At 72.7% G+C, this 19,359-nt stretch carries 14 protein-coding genes; 5 read left to right on the top strand and 9 right to left on the bottom strand.

Features of this window, described 5'->3' with window-relative positions; translation table 11 throughout:
- The first annotated feature begins 171 nt into the window (after positions 1-171).
- Positions 172-1,203: an aspartate-semialdehyde dehydrogenase gene (locus ACF088_RS11650; RefSeq protein ID WP_392375470.1), complete on the top strand. Its 1,032-nt coding sequence runs from the start codon at positions 172-174 to the stop codon at positions 1,201-1,203.
- Positions 1,204-1,313: 110 nt separating this feature from the next.
- Here the strand turns inward: ACF088_RS11650 and ACF088_RS11645 are convergent, their stop codons facing one another.
- Positions 1,314-1,892 (bottom strand): DUF1203 domain-containing protein, encoded by a 579-nt coding sequence (locus ACF088_RS11645; protein WP_392375467.1) that lies wholly within the window; start codon positions 1,890-1,892, stop codon positions 1,314-1,316.
- Positions 1,893-2,076: 184 nt separating this feature from the next.
- Here ACF088_RS11645 and pepN point away from each other — a divergent pair, with 184 nt between their 5' ends.
- On the top strand, positions 2,077-4,671 hold the full coding sequence (pepN, locus tag ACF088_RS11640; protein WP_392375466.1) for an aminopeptidase N: 2,595 nt from the start codon (positions 2,077-2,079) through the stop codon (positions 4,669-4,671).
- A 208-nt stretch (positions 4,672-4,879) separates the two neighbouring features.
- Here the strand turns inward: pepN and alc are convergent, their stop codons facing one another.
- From alc to ACF088_RS11610, 6 genes are all read right to left on the bottom strand, one after another.
- On the bottom strand, positions 4,880-6,025 hold the full coding sequence (gene alc / locus ACF088_RS11635; protein ID WP_392375464.1) for an allantoicase: 1,146 nt from the start codon (positions 6,023-6,025) through the stop codon (positions 4,880-4,882).
- Positions 6,026-6,116: 91 nt separating this feature from the next.
- A complete protein-coding gene (locus tag ACF088_RS11630; protein ID WP_392375463.1) occupies positions 6,117-7,103 on the bottom strand; it encodes a LysR family transcriptional regulator in 987 nt (328 codons plus the stop codon).
- Between the two features lie 71 nt (positions 7,104-7,174).
- A complete protein-coding gene (locus ACF088_RS11625) occupies positions 7,175-8,155 on the bottom strand; it encodes an acyl-ACP desaturase (RefSeq protein ID WP_392375461.1) in 981 nt (326 codons plus the stop codon).
- A 288-nt stretch (positions 8,156-8,443) separates the two neighbouring features.
- Positions 8,444-8,692, bottom strand: a complete 249-nt coding sequence (locus tag ACF088_RS11620) for a hypothetical protein (protein ID WP_392375460.1) — start codon at positions 8,690-8,692, stop codon at positions 8,444-8,446.
- A 255-nt stretch (positions 8,693-8,947) separates the two neighbouring features.
- On the bottom strand, positions 8,948-11,230 hold the full coding sequence (malQ, locus tag ACF088_RS11615) for a 4-alpha-glucanotransferase (protein ID WP_392375458.1): 2,283 nt from the start codon (positions 11,228-11,230) through the stop codon (positions 8,948-8,950).
- Between the two features lie 6 nt (positions 11,231-11,236).
- Positions 11,237-11,506: a hypothetical protein gene (locus ACF088_RS11610; RefSeq protein ID WP_311623753.1), complete on the bottom strand. Its 270-nt coding sequence runs from the start codon at positions 11,504-11,506 to the stop codon at positions 11,237-11,239.
- A 469-nt stretch (positions 11,507-11,975) separates the two neighbouring features.
- Between ACF088_RS11610 and ACF088_RS11605 the strand changes: the two genes are divergently transcribed.
- Complete coding sequence (locus ACF088_RS11605; RefSeq protein WP_392375457.1) at positions 11,976-14,939, top strand: beta-N-acetylglucosaminidase domain-containing protein; 2,964 nt, start codon at positions 11,976-11,978, stop codon at positions 14,937-14,939.
- A gap of 296 nt (positions 14,940-15,235) precedes the next feature.
- Here ACF088_RS11605 and ACF088_RS11600 read toward each other — a convergent pair whose 3' ends face one another.
- On the bottom strand, positions 15,236-15,772 hold the full coding sequence (locus ACF088_RS11600; RefSeq protein WP_006605595.1) for an HNH endonuclease: 537 nt from the start codon (positions 15,770-15,772) through the stop codon (positions 15,236-15,238).
- Between the two features lie 290 nt (positions 15,773-16,062).
- Here ACF088_RS11600 and ACF088_RS11595 point away from each other — a divergent pair, with 290 nt between their 5' ends.
- Positions 16,063-17,151: a mechanosensitive ion channel family protein gene (locus ACF088_RS11595; protein WP_392375454.1), complete on the top strand. Its 1,089-nt coding sequence runs from the start codon at positions 16,063-16,065 to the stop codon at positions 17,149-17,151.
- Between the two features lie 235 nt (positions 17,152-17,386).
- Here the strand turns inward: ACF088_RS11595 and ACF088_RS11590 are convergent, their stop codons facing one another.
- Entirely contained in the window at positions 17,387-17,896 is a 510-nt protein-coding gene (locus ACF088_RS11590; RefSeq protein ID WP_392375453.1) for an SUKH-3 domain-containing protein, read from the bottom strand.
- A 321-nt stretch (positions 17,897-18,217) separates the two neighbouring features.
- On the opposite strand from ACF088_RS11590, the gene ACF088_RS11585 reads away from it, so the two are divergent.
- Positions 18,218-19,354: an ROK family transcriptional regulator gene (locus ACF088_RS11585; RefSeq protein WP_392375452.1), complete on the top strand. Its 1,137-nt coding sequence runs from the start codon at positions 18,218-18,220 to the stop codon at positions 19,352-19,354.
- Positions 19,355-19,359: the final 5 nt, after the last annotated feature.

Raw genomic sequence — 19,359 nt, 5'->3', positions numbered from 1 at the left:
CGCCCGTACGCATCGTGAGCACGCCGGCACGCTACGCGCCCGTAGGACGCCCCGACCCGCCACGGAATGGAACGGATTGGACAAGGCGACGGGTGTCACACACATGATGGAGGCACTACTGAGCAGGTGTTCCGAGCAGACACCTATGTCAGGCCAGAAAGAAGGAGTCCCATGAGGATCGGAATCGTCGGAGCCACCGGACAGGTCGGCGGCGTGGTGCGGGGCATCCTCGCCGAGCGGAACTTCCCGGTGGAGCAGCTGCGGCTGTTCGCTTCGGCCCGGTCCGCCGGACGGACGCTGCCCTGGCAGGACACCGAGATCACGGTCGAGGACGCGGCCACCGCCGACTACTCGGCGCTGGACATCGTGATCTTCTCGGCCGGCGGCGCCACGTCCAAGGCGCTGGCGGAGAAGGTCGCCGACGCCGGCCCGGTCGTGATCGACAACTCCTCGGCCTGGCGCCGTGACCCCGAGGTCCCGCTGGTCGTCTCCGAGGTCAACCCGTCGGCGATCACCGACCGGCCCAAGGGCATCATCGCCAACCCGAACTGCACGACCATGGCCGCGATGCCGGTGCTGCGCCCGCTGCACGAGGAGGCCGGTCTGGTCTCGCTGGTCGTCGCCACCTACCAGGCGGTTTCCGGCAGCGGTCTGGCCGGTGTGGAGGAGCTGGACGGCCAGGTCCGCAAGGCCGTCGAGCAGGACGCCACCAAGCTGACGCACGACGGTGCGGCCGTGGAGTTCCCCGAGCCGGACAAGTACGTCCGCCCGATCGCCTTCAATGTGCTGCCGATGGCCGGCTCGATCGTCGACGACGGTCTGAACGAGACCGACGAGGAGCAGAAGCTCCGCAACGAGAGCCGCAAGATCCTGGAGATCCCGGAGCTGAAGGTGTCCGGCACCTGTGTCCGCGTCCCGGTCTTCAGCGGCCACTCGCTGCAGATCAACGCCCGTTTCGCGCGTCCGATCAGCCCGGCGCGCGCCCAGGAGCTGCTGGCCGGCGCCCCCGGCGTCACCCTCTCGGACGTCCCCACCCCGCTCCAGGCCGCCGGCCAGGACGCGTCCTTCGTGGGCCGGATCCGTACGGACGAGACCGCCGAGAACGGCCTGGCGCTGTTCGTCTCCAACGACAACCTCCGCAAGGGCGCGGCGCTGAACGCCGTCCAGATCGCGGAGCTGGTCGCGGCGGAGCTGCGCGGCTGACCGCAGCCCCCGGAACACGGCGGGTGCCCGTACGGAGTCTCCGTACGGGCACCCGCCGTTTTTCCGTCTCCCGGGCGACAGGCCCCCAGGGGTACCCCTGGGGGCACCTCCTAGAGGTATCTCCCCTGGCGGGCCGGCCGGACCTCGAACTGGAAGCACCCGTACTCCACGGCCCGTACGTGCACCACCGCCGTCTCCGGGTCCGCGAACGCCTCCCCGAGGGCCGCATCGAACGCGGCCGGGGCATCCTCGGGAACCTCCAGGGGCCGGCCGCCGATGATCTGTCCCCGGTCGTTGTAGCGCCGCAGTACCCGCAGCGCCCCGGCCCGCACGGCCGGATACCTGCCGGCCGCACCGTCCGGCCCGCCGCACGCCCCGGCATGGATGAACACCGGTCCCTGCTCGTCGTACGCCCCGGGCTTCGCCCCGGTCCCGGCCGCCCAGCGGCGCAGCGGCGCATACGAGACCAGCGCCACCCGCTCACCGGCCCGGGTGTCGCGCAGACAGCAGCGCAGCAGCGCCCCGACGCAGTCCTGCGGCACCCCGTCCTCGCGTGCGGTGAACGGCTCGGTGGGCCGCCCGGCGTCGTCGGTGACCCGCAGCTCCTTGAGCGCGGCCTCCGGGACGGCGAGAGCGGTGTGGCCGGTCGTGTGCGGGCGGGTGGTCCGGTGCGCGGTGTGGGTGGTCATGCCTCCAGCGTCGGCGTCGCGGGCACACCGTGCCGGCGGGAATCGGACGCCGTGTTTCCGGCCGTGGTTCGGCGGTCCCGGGCCGGGCGGCGCCCGATCCAGAGCTGCCCACGATCAAGGGGCCCGTGCCGTGGAAGGATGACGGAAACGCCGCATACGAGGCCGCTTACGAGGAGATGACCTGGTGCCTGGCACGAATCTGACCCGCGACGAGGCGCAGCAGCGGGCGCGCCTGCTGACCGTGGATGCGTATGAGATCGATCTCGACCTCTCCGGCGCGCAGGAGGGGGGTACCCCGGGCGACGCCGAGAACGGGGGCGGCACGTACCGGTCGGTGACGACGGTGCGCTTCGAGGTGGCCGAGGCGGGCGCGGACTCCTTCATCGACCTGGTCGCCCCGGCCGTGCACGAGGTCCGGCTCAACGGCGAGGCGCTGGATCCGGACGAGGTGTTCAAGGACTCGCGGATCGCTCTGCCGGGGCTGCGGGCCGGCCGTAACGAGCTGACGGTGGTGGCGGACTGCGCCTACACCAACACCGGTGAGGGACTGCACCGCTTTGTCGACCCGGTGGACCAGCAGGCCTATCTGTACACACAGTTCGAGGTGCCGGATGCACGGCGGGTGTACGCGTCCTTCGAGCAGCCGGACCTGAAGGCGACATTCCAGTTCACCGTGAAGGCCCCGGAGGGCTGGACCGTGATCTCCAATTCGCCGACGCCGGAGCCGAGCGACAACATCTGGCGCTTCGAGCCGACGCCGCGGATCTCGACCTACATCACGGCGCTGATCGCCGGTCCTTACCACAGCGTGCACAGCTCGTACGAGAAGGACGGGCGGACGGTGCCGCTGGGCATCTACTGCCGGCCGTCGCTGGCCGAGCACCTGGACGCGGAGGAGATCTTCGCGGTCACCCGGCAGGGCTTCGAGTGGTTCCAGGAGAAGTTCGACTACGCCTACCCGTTCGCGAAGTACGACCAGCTCTTCGTGCCGGAGTTCAACGCCGGCGCGATGGAGAACGCGGGCGCGGTGACCATCCGCGACCAGTACGTCTTCCGGTCGAAGGTGACGGACGCGGCGTACGAGGTGCGTGCGGAGACCATCCTGCACGAGCTGGCGCACATGTGGTTCGGCGACCTGGTCACCATGGAGTGGTGGAACGACCTGTGGCTGAACGAGTCGTTCGCCACCTACACCTCGATCGCCTGCCAGGCGTACGCCCCGGGCTCGAAGTGGCCGCACTCGTGGACGACGTTCGCCAACTCCATGAAGACCTGGGCCTACCGGCAGGACCAGCTGCCGTCCACCCACCCGATCATGGCCGAGATCAACGACCTCGACGATGTGCTGGTCAACTTCGACGGCATCACCTACGCCAAGGGCGCCAGCGTCCTCAAGCAGTTGGTCGCCTATGTCGGGATGGACGAGTTCTTCCAGGGCGTCCAGGCCTACTTCAAGGCCCATGCGTACGGGAACACCCGGCTGTCGGACCTGCTCGGCGCGCTGGAGGAGACCAGCGGGCGGGATCTGAAGACCTGGTCGAAGAAGTGGCTGGAGACGGCGGGGATCAACATCCTGCGGCCGGAGATCGAGGTGGACGCCCAGGGCGTCATCACCTCCTTCGCGGTCCGGCAGGAGGCCCCGGCGCTGCCGGCCGGCGCCAAGGGTGAGCCGGTCCTGCGGCCGCACCGGATCGCGATCGGCGCCTATGAGCTCCAGGGCGGCAAGCTGGTCCGCACCGAGCGGATCGAGCTGGACGTGGACGGCGAACTGACCCCCGTGCCCCAGCTGGTGGGCAGGACCCGGCCGGCCGTCGTGCTCCTCAACGACGACGACCTGTCGTACGCCAAGGTCCGGCTGGACGAGGAGTCGCTGAAGACCGTCACCGAGCACCTCGGCGACTTCACCGAGTCGCTGCCGCGCGCCCTGTCGTGGGCGTCGGCCTGGGACATGACGCGGGACGGCGAACTGCCCACCCGCGACTACCTGTCGCTGGTGCTGTCCGGCATCGGCAAGGAGTCGGACATCGGCGTCGTCCAGTCGCTGCACCGCCAGGTGAAGCTGGCGCTGGACCTCTACGCGGCTCCGGACTGGCGCGAGAGGGGGCTGGCGACCTGGACGGCGGCGGCCCTGGAGCAGCTGCGGGCGGCCGAGCCGGGCAGCGACCACCAGCTGGCCTGGGCCCGTGCGTTCGCCGCTTCGGCCCGTACGGACGAACAACTGGACCTGCTGCAGGGCCTGTTGGACGGCACGCAGGAGGTCCCCGGGCTCGCCGTGGACACCGAGCTGCGCTGGTCGCTGCTGCACCGGCTGGCCGCCACCGGCCGGGCGGACGAGAAGGCCATCGCGGCGGAGCTGGACCGGGACAAGACCTCGGCGGGCGAGCGGTACGCCGCGACGGCCCGCGCGGCGCGTCCCACGGCGGAGGCGAAGACCGAGGCCTGGGCCTCGGTGGTGGAGTCGGACCGGCTCCCCAACTCCCTGCAGGAGTCCGTCATCGGCGGCTTTGTGCAGACCGACCAGCGGGAGCTGCTGGCGTCCTTCACCGCGAAGTACTTCGCCGCGGTGAAGGACATCTGGAACTCCCGCAGCCATGAGATGGCGCAGCAGATCGCGGTCGGCCTCTACCCGGCGCTGCAGGTCTCGCAGGAGACGCTGGACGCCACGGACGCCTGGCTGGCGTCGGCCGAGCCGAGCGCGGCGCTGCGCCGGCTGATGACCGAGTCGCGGGCGGGGATCGAGCGGGCGCTGAAGGCACAGGCCGCGGACGCGGCGGCCTGACCGTCCCGTGTGGGGGCCGGCATCGTGGCATCCGCCGGATCCTCATCGTGGAGGTTGTGCGCCGTGGCGGCGGGACGTTCTTCCGCCGCCACGGCATCGGCCGTCACCGGAGCGCGCCGTGTGCCGGCGTACGGCGCGCTCCACCGCCTCCCGGCCTCCCACCGGGCCCCGCCCCCTCCCGCGGGGCCCGGCACAAGCGGGGTGCGGCTCAGCCGCCGAGGGCGTCGAAGCGGCTGCCGAGGGCGGCGCGGCCCGCCGCGGTGAGGTCGCCGTGCAGGCGCAGCCGCGCGAGGCCGCCGTCGGGGAAGACGTCCAGCCGTACGTGCGTGGCCGTCACGGCCCGCGGCAGCCTGAAGCGGTGCGGGGTGTCGGGCTGGAGCCTGGTCTTCGGCAGGATCTCGAACCAGGAGGCCTCGTCGGCCGGGTCGCCGTCGCACCCGGACAGGGCGGCCCAGCCCGCGGAATTGCCCTTGAGGTAGGCGGTGTCGATCTCCACGGCGCGGATCTCGCCCTGGGCGGCGAGCCGGAAGCGCACCCAGTCGTGGGTCCCCTTGACCCGGCGGCGGCGGTTCTCCCAGCCGTCGTCCATCTTGCGGGACAGATCGGGCCGGATGATCTGGGTGGGCGAGGAGTAGAAGCGGTCGGAGGCATCCTCGACGGTGCCGCCGTGCAGGACGGAGGCCAGGTCGAGGGTGCCGAGCACATCGAGCCACGCCGGGTCCGGTACGACCTCGCCGTGCACCCTCAGGCGCGCTATCCCGCCGTCGGGGTGCTGCTTGAGGCGGAGGTGGGTGAAGCGGCGCTCCACGGTGACCTCGAACCCGTTGGCGGCGTGGCCGCGGACGGGGGTGCGCGGGACCAGTTCCTCCCACTTCACCCCGTCGGCGAGCAGCTCCTCGGGGCCGGGGCTGCCGGGGAGCGCGGTGGCCTCGACGGTGACCTGCTGGGGGTAGTTGCCGCGGAAGTGGGCGGTGTCGACGATGACGCCGCGGATCACGCCGGGGGCGGCGAGCCGGATCAGCGCCCAGTCGTGCTCGTCGTCGGCCGGGAAGGGGTGGTCGCCGTCGGTGCCGCGGCGGCGGCGGGTCTCCCAGCCGTCCATGATCTTGCCCTTGTGGCCGAAGTGCTCGGGGTCGAAGACCGCCGGGGTGGGCTTCAGCAGGTTCTCGCGCTCGGCGAAGAACTCGTCGTTCGCGGCGATCACCCCGGCGCCGAGGCGGCGGTCGGCGAGGTCGACGAGGGAGGTGAAGGGGAAGTCCCCGCCACGGTAGTCGGCGTAGGGGTCTCCGCCGCCGTACGGGTTCGCGTCGTTGGCGTGCGGATCGGTGGTGTCGGCGGCCGGGTTGGCGGTCATCGTTGCCTTTCGACGGGGCGGGAGGTGCGGACCGCTCCACGGTCGCAGCGGACCATCCCTCAGGTCCATCGAAAGTTTTTGAGGAATACGTTCAGCTGAGCTGAATGGTCGGGTCCTCCGGCGTCTGGGCTGCGGCCGCCTGCCGCAGCGCGGCGAGCACCCGGGCCAGGCCCGGCGCCCCCTCGGAGCCGCGCCGGGCGGCGGCGACCACATGGCGGCGCGGCTGGTCGGCGTGCAGAACCCGCAGCGCCACTCCCCCGCCGCCGCGGTCCGCCCGTACGGTGCGGTCCCCCGCCCCCCGCCCGACGGCGCCGAGACCGCCCGCCATCGCCATCCGGGGCACCAGCGCCACCCCCATCCCCGCCGCCACCATCGCCCAGATCGCGCTCCAGTCGGCGGCGGCATGTGCCTGCTCGGGCACGAAGCCGGCGTTCTCGCAGGCGGTCGTGGTGATCTGCGACCAGGGCCCGCTGCTGCCGAAGATCCAGGGCTCGTCCGCCAGATCGGCCAGCCGCAGCCCCGGCTCACCGGCCAGCGGATGACCGGCCGGCAGCGCCACGTCCAGCGGGTCGGCGAGCAGCGCGACCCGGCTGAACTTGGGGTCGCGCGGGGTGGGGGCGTGCGCGGCCAGCGACAGCGCCAGATCGACGCTGCCCTCCGCCAGCAGCTCGTAGGCGGCCTCCGCCTCCGCCTCCCGTACCACGACCGACAGGCCCGGGTGGCTGCGGCGCAGCTCCTGGACGGCCGGGACCACCAGGGCCGGGATGGCCGTGGAGAAGGCGCCGATCCGCACCTGGCCCGCCTCGCCCTGGAGGTAGCCGAGCAGGTCCGCGTCCGCGCGCTCCAGCTCGGCGAAGACCGCCTCGGCGTGCCGCAGCACCAGCTGCGCGGCGTCGGTGAGCCGGACCCGCCGGCCGTGGGCCTCCAGCAGCGGGACCCCGAGCGCCTTGGCCAGCCCGGTCAGCTGCTGGGAGACCGCCGAGGGCGTCAGGTGCAGCGCCTCGGCGGTCGCGGTGACCGTGCCCAGCTCGTGGAGGGTGCGCAGGATACGCAGCTTCTTGAGGTCCCAGTCGGCCATGCGGGCAGCGTACGCACCCGCCGCCGCGGTCACCCGCCCGCGGCGGCGGCCAAGGGAAGAAGCCGGCCGGGTCAGCCGCGGCGGTTGGCCTCGCGGCGGGCGAGGATGGCGGCCTGGCGCTCGTCGAACTTCCGCGCCTGGCCGTCGAGACCGTCCATGAACAGGCCCAGCTCCTCCTGCGCGGCCAGCCCGGCCGGGCCCAGCCCGCCGATCTCCAGCACCTTCAGGTAGCGCAGCACCGGCTGCAGCACATCGTCGTGGTGGATCCGCATGTTGTAGATCCCGCCGATGGCCATCCGGGCGGCGGACCGCTCGAAGCCGGGCATGCCGTGGCCGGGCATCCGGAAGCCGGTGACGACGTCGCGCACCGCGGACATGGTCTGGTCGGGGGCCATCTCGAAGGCCGCGCCGAGGAGGTTGCGGTAGAAGACCATGTGGAGGTTCTCGTCGGTGGCGATCCGGGCCAGCATCCGGTCGCAGACCGGGTCGCCGGAGTGGTGGCCGGTGTTGCGGTGCGAGATACGGGTGGCCAGCTCCTGGAAGGCGACGTACGCCACCGAGTGCAGCATGCTGTGCGCGTTGTCGGACTCGAAGCCCTCCGACATATGGGCCATGCGGAACCGCTCCAGCTCGTCCGGGTCGACGGCCCGGCTGGTGAGCAGGTAGTCGCGCATCACGATGCCGTGCCGGCCCTCCTCGGCGGTCCAGCGGTGCACCCAGGTGCCCCAGGCGCCGTCGCGGCCGAAGAGGGTGGCGATCTCGTGGTGGTAGCTGGGGAGGTTGTCCTCGGTGAGGAGGTTGACCACGAGGGCGATCCGGCCGATGTCGCTGACCTTGGACTGCTCGGGGTCCCAGGCGTCACCGTCCAGCGGCCCGGGGAAGTTGCGCCCGTCGCTCCACGGCACGTACTCGTGGGGCATCCAGTCCTTGGCGATCTTCAGATGGCGGTTGAGTTCCTTCTCGACGACCTCTTCGAGCGCGTAGAGCAGCTGGGCGTCGCTCCAGGCGGCCTGGCCGAGCTCTCCGTTATGGCGGGCGGGGGCGATGGTCACGGGGGAACTCCTGGGGACGATGACCTACGGGTCCGTAGGTTTGACCTACGGACCCGTAGGTTACGTCATCGTAGGTTAGGGCCGGTTAAACACCTCCCCCCGTTCAAACCGACCGAAAAGCGTGCGATAGCCGCCTCGCAACCCCTTTTTCACCTGCGGAAATAGCCGGGTACGACAAAGGGCGCCGCACGGTCTTGTCACCGTGGGGCGCCCGCTCCGGACATGACGAAGGGCGCCCCGCGGTCCTGTGACCGCGGGGCGCCCTCAAGGCGTCACCGGTGCCCGGCGTCAGCCCTTGGGCCGGGCCTGCTTGCGGGTCTTGTCGCCCGCGACGACCAGCCCGGCGATGATCAGGAAGAGCACGAGGGGTGCAGCGACATAGAGGCCGAGCGTCTGGATCACGCTCAGGCCCGGACCCGGGTCGTCACCATCGTCGCGGGTGAGCGCAAACGCGGGGGACGACATCAGCAGCATCAGCGCGGTGCCGGCGGTGATGGTTCCGGCGCGCAGGACATTCTTCTTGACCTTGTTGCTCACGAAGTCAACGTATCGGACGCCCCGGCACCCCGCGCGCGCGGGGTGGCACAACCGGCGGCACCGGCGGCACCGGCGGGGGCCGGCGCCGCTCGGCCGCCGTGGCGGATGCCCTCGGCGAGCCCGATCCGGTCGAAGGCCCAGGACCCGGGTCCGGCCGTCCGCAGGTCCCTGCCACAGGTCTCGCGTACGACGGTCCCCAAGGCGGGTGTGCGGGAGCGGGCTCCCGGGGCGCCCGGCCCGGAGCGCCGGGCGCGACTACCACCGGCCGTCGGACAATTCGCGCATCAGCGCATGCAGCCGGGGTGAGGCGGCCAGCTCCTCCAGGGTGCGCGGACGGCCGTCGGGACCGGCGATCGGAAGGCGCCAGTTCGGGTATTCCTCCCATGTCCCGGGGAGGTTCTGCGGGCGCCGGTCCCCGACCGCGTCGGGCAGCCAGACGCCCACCATCCGCGCCGGGGTCCGCAGCAGGAAGCGGTGTACGGCCTTGACGGCCGCTTCCTCGTCGCCCGCCCCTTCGGGCAGCAGGCCGCGCCGCACCAACTCCCGCAGCCATTCGGCGCGTTCGTAACGGGCGCGGGAGCGCTCCCGCTCCGGCGGCCCGGACAGCAGCCCGAGCCGTTCGCGCAGGGCGACGTCCTCACCGGTCAACCGGGCCGCGGTGGGCGGCAGATCGTGGGTGGTGACGGTGGCCAGACAGGCGCTGCGCCACTCCTCGGGCGCCAGGATGCGGGCCACGGCGGGTTCGGGGGCGGGCTTCGGGGCGGGGTGCAGGGCGGGCTCCGGGGTGGCGTTCCGGCCGGGCTGCGGGGCGGAACCGGGCGCGTCCGCCCGCTCCCGGGTCACGGCCTCCCGCCCACCGTCCTCGTCGCCCCGCCGATCCTCGCCGTCCCGCCGATCCTCGTTGCCCCGCCCGTCCTCGTCGCCCCGCTCCCCGTCCTCCGCGCCGTGCCCCGCACCCTCGTAGTCCCGCTCGAACCACAGCACCGACGTCCCCAGGACGCCCCGTTCGGCGAGCGCCACGCGGACGCCCGGCTCGACGGTGCCCAGGTCCTCGCCGATCACCGCGGCGCCGGCCCGGTGCGCCTCCAGGGCCAGTACCGAGAGCATCGCCTCGGCGTCGTAGCGGACATAGGCACCGTCCGTCGGCGGCCGGCCCTCCGGGACCCACCACAACCGGAACAGCCCCATCACATGGTCGATGCGCAGCGCCCCGGCGTGCCGCAGCATTCCGCGCAGCAGCTCCCGGTAGGGGGCGTAGCCCGCGGCGGCCAGCGCGTCCGGGCGCCAGGGCGGCAGGCCCCAGTCCTGGCCGCGGGAGTTGAAGGCGTCCGGCGGCGCCCCGACGGACATCCCGGCGGCGAAGGCGTCCTGCTGCGCCCAGGTGTCGGCACCGGAGGGGTGGACGCCGACGGCGAGGTCGTGCACCAGCCCGATGCCCATCCCGGCCTCCCGCGCGGTCCGTTGCGCGGCGGCCAGTTGCCGGTCGGTGAGCCAGACCAGCCGGCAGTGGAAGTCGATCCGGTCCAGCAGCTGCGTCCGCAGCCGGGCCGTGTCCGGGGAGCGCGGATCGCTCAGCCCGTCGGGCCAGCCGCGCCAGTGGGGGCCGTGCCGCTCGGCGATCGCGCACCAGGTGGCGTGGTCCTCCAGCGCCTCGCCCTGCTCGGCGAGGAAGTCGCAGTACGCGGCCCGGCGGCCCGGGGTGAGCGGGACCGCCCACATCAGCTCCAGGGCCTCGCGTTTGAGCGCCCAGACCGCGTCCCGGTCGATCAGTGCGCCCCCTTCGAGCACCCCGGCCCGCAGCGCACGGGCCTGCGCGGCGAGCTCGTCGGCCCGTAAGCGCGCGGTACCGGTGAGCCGGGCGTACTCCGGGATGTCCTCGATCCGCAGATGGACCGGGTCGGGGAAGCGGCGGGACGAGGGCCGGTAGGGCGAGGGATCGGTGGGCGGGCCGGGGACCGCCGCATGCAGCGGGTTGAGCTGGAGGAAGCCGGTGCCCAGCGCGCGCCCGGACCAGGCGGCGAGGTCGGTGAGGTCCCCCAGGTCTCCCATGCCCCAGGACTGCCGGGACAGCAGGGAGTAGAGCTGCACCAGGAAGCCGTGGCTGCGGCCGGCCGGGGCGGGCACCCGGTCGGGCGCGACGATCAGCCGGGCGCGGGCGCTGCGACCGTCGGGGGCCCGGGCGTGCAGCACATGGACACCCAGGGGAAGCCGGGCGAGCGCCGCCGGAGCGGACGCCGCCTGGTCCTGTGCGGCCGCCCCGCTCTCGGTCTCGACCCGCAGGACGGTGCCTTCGGGGAGACGGGCGAGGTCGGGCGGCCGGCCGGGGCGGGCGACGACGGTACGGGGAAGCAGGGCGCGACGCGCGCCGTCCTCGTACGCGGCCAGGGCGCTGCGGACGGCTTGCGGGGTCGAGGCATCGACCCCCAGTGCGGCGAGCACGGCGACGACGGTGTCGCCGGTGATCTGGACGCTCCTGTCCGGCGAGGGCTCGTAGGACGTGGCGATGCCGTGCAGCCGGGCGAGCCGCGCGCGGCCCATGGGTCCTCAGACCTCCATGGACTCCGTACCGTGGCCGGCGGCTGTCGGCTCGCTGGTCAGCGGCAGCTCGGCGGAGATCGGGACCTCGCTGGTCAGCGGGGCGGCGTCGGCGAGCGGGGGCTCGCTGGTCAGGGGCGGCTCGACGAAGCTGAAGGATCCGGAGCCGTCCAGACCGGAATCGGGGTCGGACACCCCGTCGAAGATGTCGGACTCCATCGTCGCACCTCCCGGTTTGGAGGACAGGGCGTCGAGGAGCAGCTGAGCGGATGCGGCCACGAGGGCCTCCCGTTCATCGGTAATGGGACACGGGGGCCCTACCCACTCGACACGATCGCAGACGTATCTCCTCACGAAACGTGACCCAGGTCACATTATGCCTCACGCAGGCGATTTCACTGTGTCGAACCCCGGGGGGCGCAGAGAACGCGGCGGAACCGGGCGCCGGGACGGAAGTCCTGCGGGCCGGCGAACCCCCGGATTCCGCCCGCGGCACCGGACCGGACCCGTCCCCCACCGGCCCTCCGGGTCCCCCCGCCCTCGCCTGGTTGACACCCGAACCGCCACAATGGTGGGCTCACGGCCGGAGGTCTGTCCGAACGGGCATCGGCGGGGATATACGGGGCGCCGGTGCAGACCGGCGAGTGATGGACGGGGACGAGGAGCAGCCGTGCGAGGCCGGGGCGTATGGAGCGTCGGAAGTATCGGTAGGAGCGGCAGGGGAAGCGGTGCGGGCGCCCGTGCGCGGGTGGCCGGAACCACCGCACTGGCCGCCGCGGTCATCGGAGGTCTGCTCGGCGGGGTGCCCAGCGCGCAGGCGGCGCCCGCCGACCCCGCCGTCGGCGCCCCCGACCAGCCCGACCGGCCGGCCGGCGCCGGGCACGCGCCCGCCGTCTGGCCGCGCCCGCAATCGATGCAGGAGCTGGGCGCCGCCGTGCCGCTCGGCGGCGAGGCGGCGCTGGTGGCCGCTCCGGACACCGACCCCTACGCCCTGGACGTGCTGCGCGGCCTGCTGCGGGACGCCGGGGTGCACACCGTCCGGCAGTCGGCGCCCGGCGACCGGCTGCCCGCGGCCGGTCCGGTGATCCGGGTCGGCGGCAAGCAGGCCGCGGACGCGCTGCGGGCGCTGCGGGCACCGGCCCGCGGCGATCTGCCGGCCGGCGGCTACCGGCTGGCCGTGGGCCAGGTCGCGGGCCGGGACACCGTCGCCCTGGACGGCGTCGGCGCCGACGGCCTCTTCCACGCCGCGCAGACCCTGCGGCAACTGGTCACGGACGGGGCGGGCCGGCGGCAGCTGGCCTCGGTGGCCGTACGCGACTGGCCCGGCACGGCGGTGCGCGGCACCACCGAGGGATTCTTCGGGCAGCCCTGGAGCCAGGCCCAGCGGCTCGCCCAGCTGGACTTCATGGGCCGCACCAAGCAGAACCACTACCTGTACGCGCCGGGCGACGATCCGTACCGCCAGGCACAGTGGCGCGACCCCTACCCGGCCGAGCAGCGCGCCGGTTTCCGGGCGCTGGCCGCGCGGGCCCGGGCCAACCACGTCACGCTGGGCTGGGCCCTCGCCCCCGGCCAGGCGATGTGCCTGTCGTCCGAGGAGGACATGCGGGCGCTGCGGCGCAAGGTGGACGCCATGTGGGCGCTGGGCGTGCGCTCCTTCCAGCTGCAGTTCCAGGACGTCAGCTACAGCGAATGGCACTGCGACGCCGACGCGGACACCTTCGGCACCGGCCCCCGGGCCGCGGCCGAGGCACAGGCCAAGGTCGCCAATGCGCTCGCCGCGCATCTGGCAGCGCGGCACCCGCAGGCCGCGGCGCTCTCCCTGATGCCGACCGAGTACTACCAGGACGGCTCGACGGCGTACCGCCGGGCGCTGTCCGATGCGCTCGGCGACCGGGTCGAGGTGGCCTGGACCGGTGTGGGCGTGGTCCCGCGGACCATCACCGGCGGCGAGCTGTCCACCGCCCGCCAGGTGTTCGGCCACCCGCTGGTCACCATGGACAACTACCCGGTCAACGACTACGCCCAGGACCGGATCTTCCTCGGCCCCTACCGGGGCAGGGAGCCGGCCGTCGCCACCGGCTCCACGGCGCTGCTGGCCAACGCCATGCAACAGCCGCTCGCCTCGCGCATCCCGCTGTTCACGGCCGCCGACTTTGCCTGGAATCCACGCGACTACCACCCGGGCCGGTCCTGGGACGCGGCCATCGACGATCTGGCGGGCGGCGATCCACGGTCCCGGGCCGCGCTGCGTGCGCTGGCCGGCAACGCCTCCTCCTCGCTGCTGGACCGGACCGAGTCGGGGTATCTGCAACCCCTGGTCGACCGCTTCTGGAAGGCCCGTGAGGTGGCGGTCAACCACGGCCGGCCGGGCCGGGACCCGGACCTCGCCAAGGCCGCCAAGGCGCTGCGGGCCGCGTTCGGCACCATGAGCACCGCACCCCGGGACCTGCGCTCGGACCTGGCCGCGGAGGTCCGTCCGTGGGCCGAGCAGCTCGCCCGCTACGGCAGGGCCGGCGCACAGGCCGTCGACACGCTCATGGCGCAGGCCCATGACGACGGCGACGCCGCCTGGTCGGCCCAGCGCACGGTGCAGCGGCTGCGCAAGGAGTGCGCGCACAGCCCGGCGACGGTCGGCACGGGGGTGCTGGCCCCGTTCCTGGAGCGGGCGATGACCGAGGCCGACGCCTGGACCGGCGCCCGCCGCGACACCCCCGAGCCCGACGACGGCGCCGGGCGGACGTCCCTGACCGTCCCCTTCGAGCGGCCCCGCCCGCTGGCCGCGGTGACCGCGCTGACCGACCCGGGCCCGTCCGCGGGTGCCGTCTCCCTGGAGGCACATGTCCCGGGCGAGGGCTGGCGCCGCCTCGACCGGCTCTCCGCCACCGGCTGGACCGAGTCGAAGACGCCCCGGCTGCGCGCCGACGCGGTACGGCTGACCTGGGCGAAGAATGCGCACGCCCCGTCCGTGCACGCCTTCACCCCGTGGTTCGACGACACCCCCGCGGCCGGGCTCGAACTGTCCCGCAAGGAGTCGGACGCGCAGACCGGCGGCAGCGCGACGGTGGACGCCCTGATCTACTCCCGCCGCCCCGGCGACGTCCGCGGGAAGCTGGCGGTCAAAGCGCCCAAGGGCTTCACCGTGCACGCCCCCGAGAAGGTCACCGCACCGCGTGGCGGCACGGCCACGGTCCGCATCACCGTCGACATCCCCGAGGGCGCCCCTTCCGGGACGTACGAGATCCCGGTGGAGTTCGGCGGCGCGGAGCAGACCCTGACGGTGCGCGCGTATCCGCGCACCGGCGGCAAGGACCTGGCGCGCGGCACCGTCGCCACCTCCTCCGGGGACGAGACCGCCGATTTCCCGGCCTCGGCGGCCACCGACGGCAACCCCGGAACCCGCTGGTCCTCCACCGCGGAGGACGGCGCCTGGCTGCAGTTCGCGCTGGCCCATCCGACCCACCTCGGCCGGCTCGTCCTGAACTGGCAGGACGCCCACGCCGCCCGCTACCGCATCCAGGTCTCGCCGGACGGCCGCAGCTGGCGCACGGCGGCCACGGTCCGGGACGGCAAGGGCGGCCGCGAGTCCGTCCGGATGGACGCCGAGAACGCCCGGTTCGTCCGCATCCAAGGCGACAAGCGGGCCACCCGCTTCGGGTACTCGCTGTGGTCGGTGGAGGCGTATGCGGTCACGGAGCACGACACCCGGTGATGGATGCGCGGTGATCGGTGCGCGGTGCCCGATGATCGGTGCCCGATGATCGGTTCACGGTGATCGGTTCACGGTGATCGGTTCACGGTGAACCGGGGGGTACGGCGGTACGGCGGGTGCGCCGACGGCCGTCGTGGACGCCGCGGGATCCTCGTCGCCGCGGCGGGCAGCCACGGGGCGAGGGTCCGGCGGCGTCCGCCCCGGCCGGAGCGAGGCGCACGAGAGGTGTGACACGTGTGACACGTGCGAGACGTGTGACACGTGCGACACCACCGTCAGAACGCAGAAACCCGGATCTACGCCGATACGGCGTCGATCCGGGCCAGGGCGTCATCCGCGCCGTACGGCTGCAAATACGGCAGCCAGCGCGGGTCGCGATGGCCCGTGCCGATGATCCGCCACGCGAGTCCTGACGGCGGGGCGGGCTGATGCCGCAGCCGCCAGCCGATCTCGGCGACATGGCGGTCGGCCTTGACGTGGTTGCAGCGCCGGCACGCGGCGACGACGTTTTCCCAGGTGTGCTGACCTCCGCGGCTGCGCGGGATGACGTGGTCGACGCTGGTTGCGACGCCACCGCAGTACATACAGCGCCCGCCGTCACGGGCGAACAGCGCCCGGCGGGTCAGGGGAACGGGGCCGCGAAAGGGCACCCGCACAAACCGCTTCAAGCGGACCACGCTCGGAGCGGGTATGACATGGGTCGCACTGTGCATCAGGGCGCCGGACTCCTCGAGGCTGACAGCCTTCTCATTGAGGACGAGGATGAGCGCGCGGCGGAGCGGTACGACGCCGAGCGGCTCGTACGACGCATTGAGGACCAGGACATGCGGCACGGGTGCCTCCTTGTACGCCGGCGGCGCGTGGCTCGCGCCGGGACGATCTCCCCACAGTGTCCCCCGGTGCCTGGTGGGAGCGCCACCATGACCGAGTAACGGGTCGGAGGTGTTTTCCACCACACACCGGTACGACCGTCCGGATCCGGCTCATTCCGGCCCTGCGCACAACTATCCGACTCGAACAAGGGGGCGGACCGCTCCTGTTGCCCCGTTAGTGTGGTTGGTCTGCCCGGTTCACGGTGTCCCGCCGGGGCCCGGGTCTGCTGTCCCACACGGAAGGTTCGACTGTGTTCTGGTCCGCTTCGCCGGCCGCTGCCGCGCACCTGCGCGCCGCCACGCCCGGCTCATCCGGCCCGACGTCGCTCGACGACGCCACGGACAAGGCCACCAACGCCGCCGGCTGGGTGCAGGAGAACTGGGGGACGTGGCTCACGTCCGGCCTGCAGATCTTGCTGATCATCGTGATCGCGGTGGTGCTGCGGCATGTGATCCGCCGCACGATCACCAAGCTCATCGAGCGGATGAACCGCACCGTGGCCGCCGCCCAGGGCACCGCGCTGGGCGGGCTGCTCGTCAACGCCGAGAGACGCCGGCAGCGCTCCGAGGCCATCGGCTCGGTGCTGCGCAGCGTCGCCTCCTTCGTGATCATGGGCACCGCCGCCCTGACCGTGCTCTCCGTCCTGAAGATCAACCTGGCGCCGCTGCTGGCCAGTGCCGGTGTGGCCGGTGTCGCCATCGGTTTCGGCGCCCGCAACCTCGTCACCGACTTCCTCTCCGGCGTCTTCATGATCCTTGAGGACCAGTACGGCGTCGGCGACGAGATCGACGCGGGGGTGGCCACCGGTACGGTCATCGAGGTCGGCCTGCGGGTCACCAAGCTGCGCGGCCCCAACGGCGCGATCTGGTACATCCGCAACGGCGAGGTCAAGCGGATCGGCAACCTCAGCCAGGGCTGGTCCACCGCCGCCGTCGATGTGGTGATCGCCGCCGACCAGGACCTGGAGCGCGCCCGCGAGACCATCACCGGCGCCGGCGAGGAGATGTCCAAGTCCGAGCCCTGGAACGAGCAGCTGTGGGAGCCGGTGGAGGTCCTCGGTCTCAGCGAGGTGCACCTGGACACGGTCACCATCAGCGTCTCGGCCAAGACCATGCCCGGCAAGGCCCCCGGCGTGGAGCGCGAACTGCGCTGGCGCATCAAGCGCGCCCTGGACGCCGCCGGCGTCCACCTCGCCCCGCGCCCGGCACCCGAGGACGAGGACGAGGAAGCCGCCGACCCCTCGGCCGGCATGGCCGCCCCCTCGGCCCTCAACAACCCGCTGTCCCCGCAGTCCCTGGCGGCCAATCCGATCGCGTCGCCGTCGAAGATGGGGAAGTGAAGTAGGGGGGAAGCAATCCGGTCATCCGGATCTGATCTGACGGCCCGGACTGCCCGGACTGCCCGGACTGCCCGGACTGCCAACAGGAGGGGCGTACCACTCGGGTGCGCCCCTCCTGCGTTGCGTCCCTCCTGCGTTGCACCCCACCCGCGTTGCGCCCCACCCACGTTGCACCCCGCCCGCGGCGCGCCCTGTACGCCTGGCCGACGGCCTCACCGGTCCCGGGCTGCGCCGCTCAGACAGCCCGTAGATTCCCCCTTATCCAGTTACTGAAGAACTCACCTTCATCAGCGCCGAGACCATACGCTCCGGTGTGATGACTGCAATAGAATGCGCCGTCCTCGGCCACGAGGAAGACTGCACCTTCGGGAAGGTCATACCCGATCCGGAACAGGCGCTTCCGCAATTCCCGGGACAGCTCCGCAATTTCACCGAAATCACCGTCGTAACCGCCCGTCGGATTGGTGATCAGCAGGCTCGTGGGGTCACTTGGGTGCGCCAGCCTGAGCAGGCCGTAAGAAGCGATGAAGCGTTCGGCCACACCGAATGAGGCCATCGGGAACCCTTCCTCTTCCGACTCCGCCACTGCTTCCGCAATGAATTCCCGAGCCTTCTCTTCGATCCTCCTGTCCGGGCTCCAGCCATTTCCGGAGAGCCACTGCAGGATCTCGCCGCGTGAAATTTCCGCCAGCATGGCAGCCTCCATCGGTGATTCGGCGATATGGCGGTATGGCCATTCGGTCATTCGGTCATTCGGTCATTCGGTGAATCAAGGACGGATATACCGAGCGTCCGGCAGCATAGGCGTACAGCGTGACGTCCGGAGGCGGGGCGGAGCGGGACGGGCGGCACGGAAACTCGGCCCGCTCGCCCCATTGACGCCGCGCCGACCCGCGCCCTACCTTCCTGTTCATCGATTGGAAGGTTTCTTAACAGATACTCGGCGGGCGGGCGTTCCGGCCGCCGGTGAACGGTGAACGGGGGACGTGTCGTGGCCGGTGGGCGCAGCGTGCAGGCGACACAGGGGACGCCCGGCACGCCCGGGACGCCGCGGGTGTTGCGGGCCATGAACGACCGGGCCGCGCTCGATCTGCTGGTGTCGCAGGGCCCGTTGACCCGTACGCAGGTCGGGGAGCTGACCGGGCTGTCGAAGCCCACCGCCTCGCAGTTGCTGGCACGGCTGGAGGCCGCGGGGCTGGTGCGGACGACCGGGAATGTGACCGGGCGGCCGGGGCCCAGTGCGCAGCTCTACGAGATCGACCCGGCGGCGGCGTATATCGCCGCGCTGGCCGTCGATCAGCGGGGGATCACCGCTGCGGTCGCCGACATCACCGGGCAGGTGCTCGGGGAGCAGCGGGTCGGCACCGACGCCGTTGCCGGGGATGCGCCGAACCGGACCGCGCAGCTGGTCGCGCGGGCCGTCGACGGCGCGCTGGCCGAGGCCGGGCTGAGGCGCGAGCAGTTGCACGGGGCGGTGATCGGCACGCCCGGTGCGCTGGACCCGCGGACCGGGCGGCTGCGCTATGCGCCGCATCTGCCGGGGTGGCACTCGCGGGCGTTGAAGGGAGAGCTGGCCGAGGTGCTGGGCACGCCGGTCACCATCGAGAACGATGTGAATCTGGCGGCGGTCGCCGAGCAGTACGACGGGGCCGCACAGGACTTCGACGACTTCGTGCTGGTGTGGGCGGACGAGGGGGTCGGCGCCGCCATCGTGCTGGACGGCCGGCTGCTGCGCGGGGCCACCGGCGGCGCGGGCGAGATCGGCTATCTGCCGCTGCCCGGCGCCCCGTTGCTCCGGGAGGGCGACCGCAGCGCCGCGCAGGCGGACGCCGGCGGCGGCTTCCAGCGGCTCGTCGGCTCGCCGAACGTGATCGGACTGGCCCGGGAGTACGGGGCCCCGGACGTCCGTACCGTCGCCGGGGCGATGGCGCACGACGGGGTCCGTGCCGAGATCGCGCGGCGGCTGGCGACCGGGATCGCGGCCGTGGTCGCGGTCGTCGACCCGCGGCTGGTGGTGCTGTCCGGCGAGGTCGCCCAGGCCGGCGGGGAGGCGCTGCGCGCCCTGGTCGAGGAGCAGTTCACCGGGCTCCCGCTGCCCCGCCCCGCCTTGCGCCTGAGCGATATCGACGGCCCTGCGATCCTCATCGGCGCACTGCGGACGGCGCTCGCGAAGGCCCGCGATGCGGTGTTCCACACCGGCTGAGCGCC

The sequence above is a fragment of the Streptomyces sp. NPDC015125 genome (assembly GCF_043080045.1).
In the GTDB taxonomy this organism is placed as follows: Bacteria; Actinomycetota; Actinomycetes; order Streptomycetales; family Streptomycetaceae; genus Streptomyces.
Note: the sequence above shows the minus strand (reverse complement) of the source record. Positions and strands in the feature narration are given on the sequence as shown.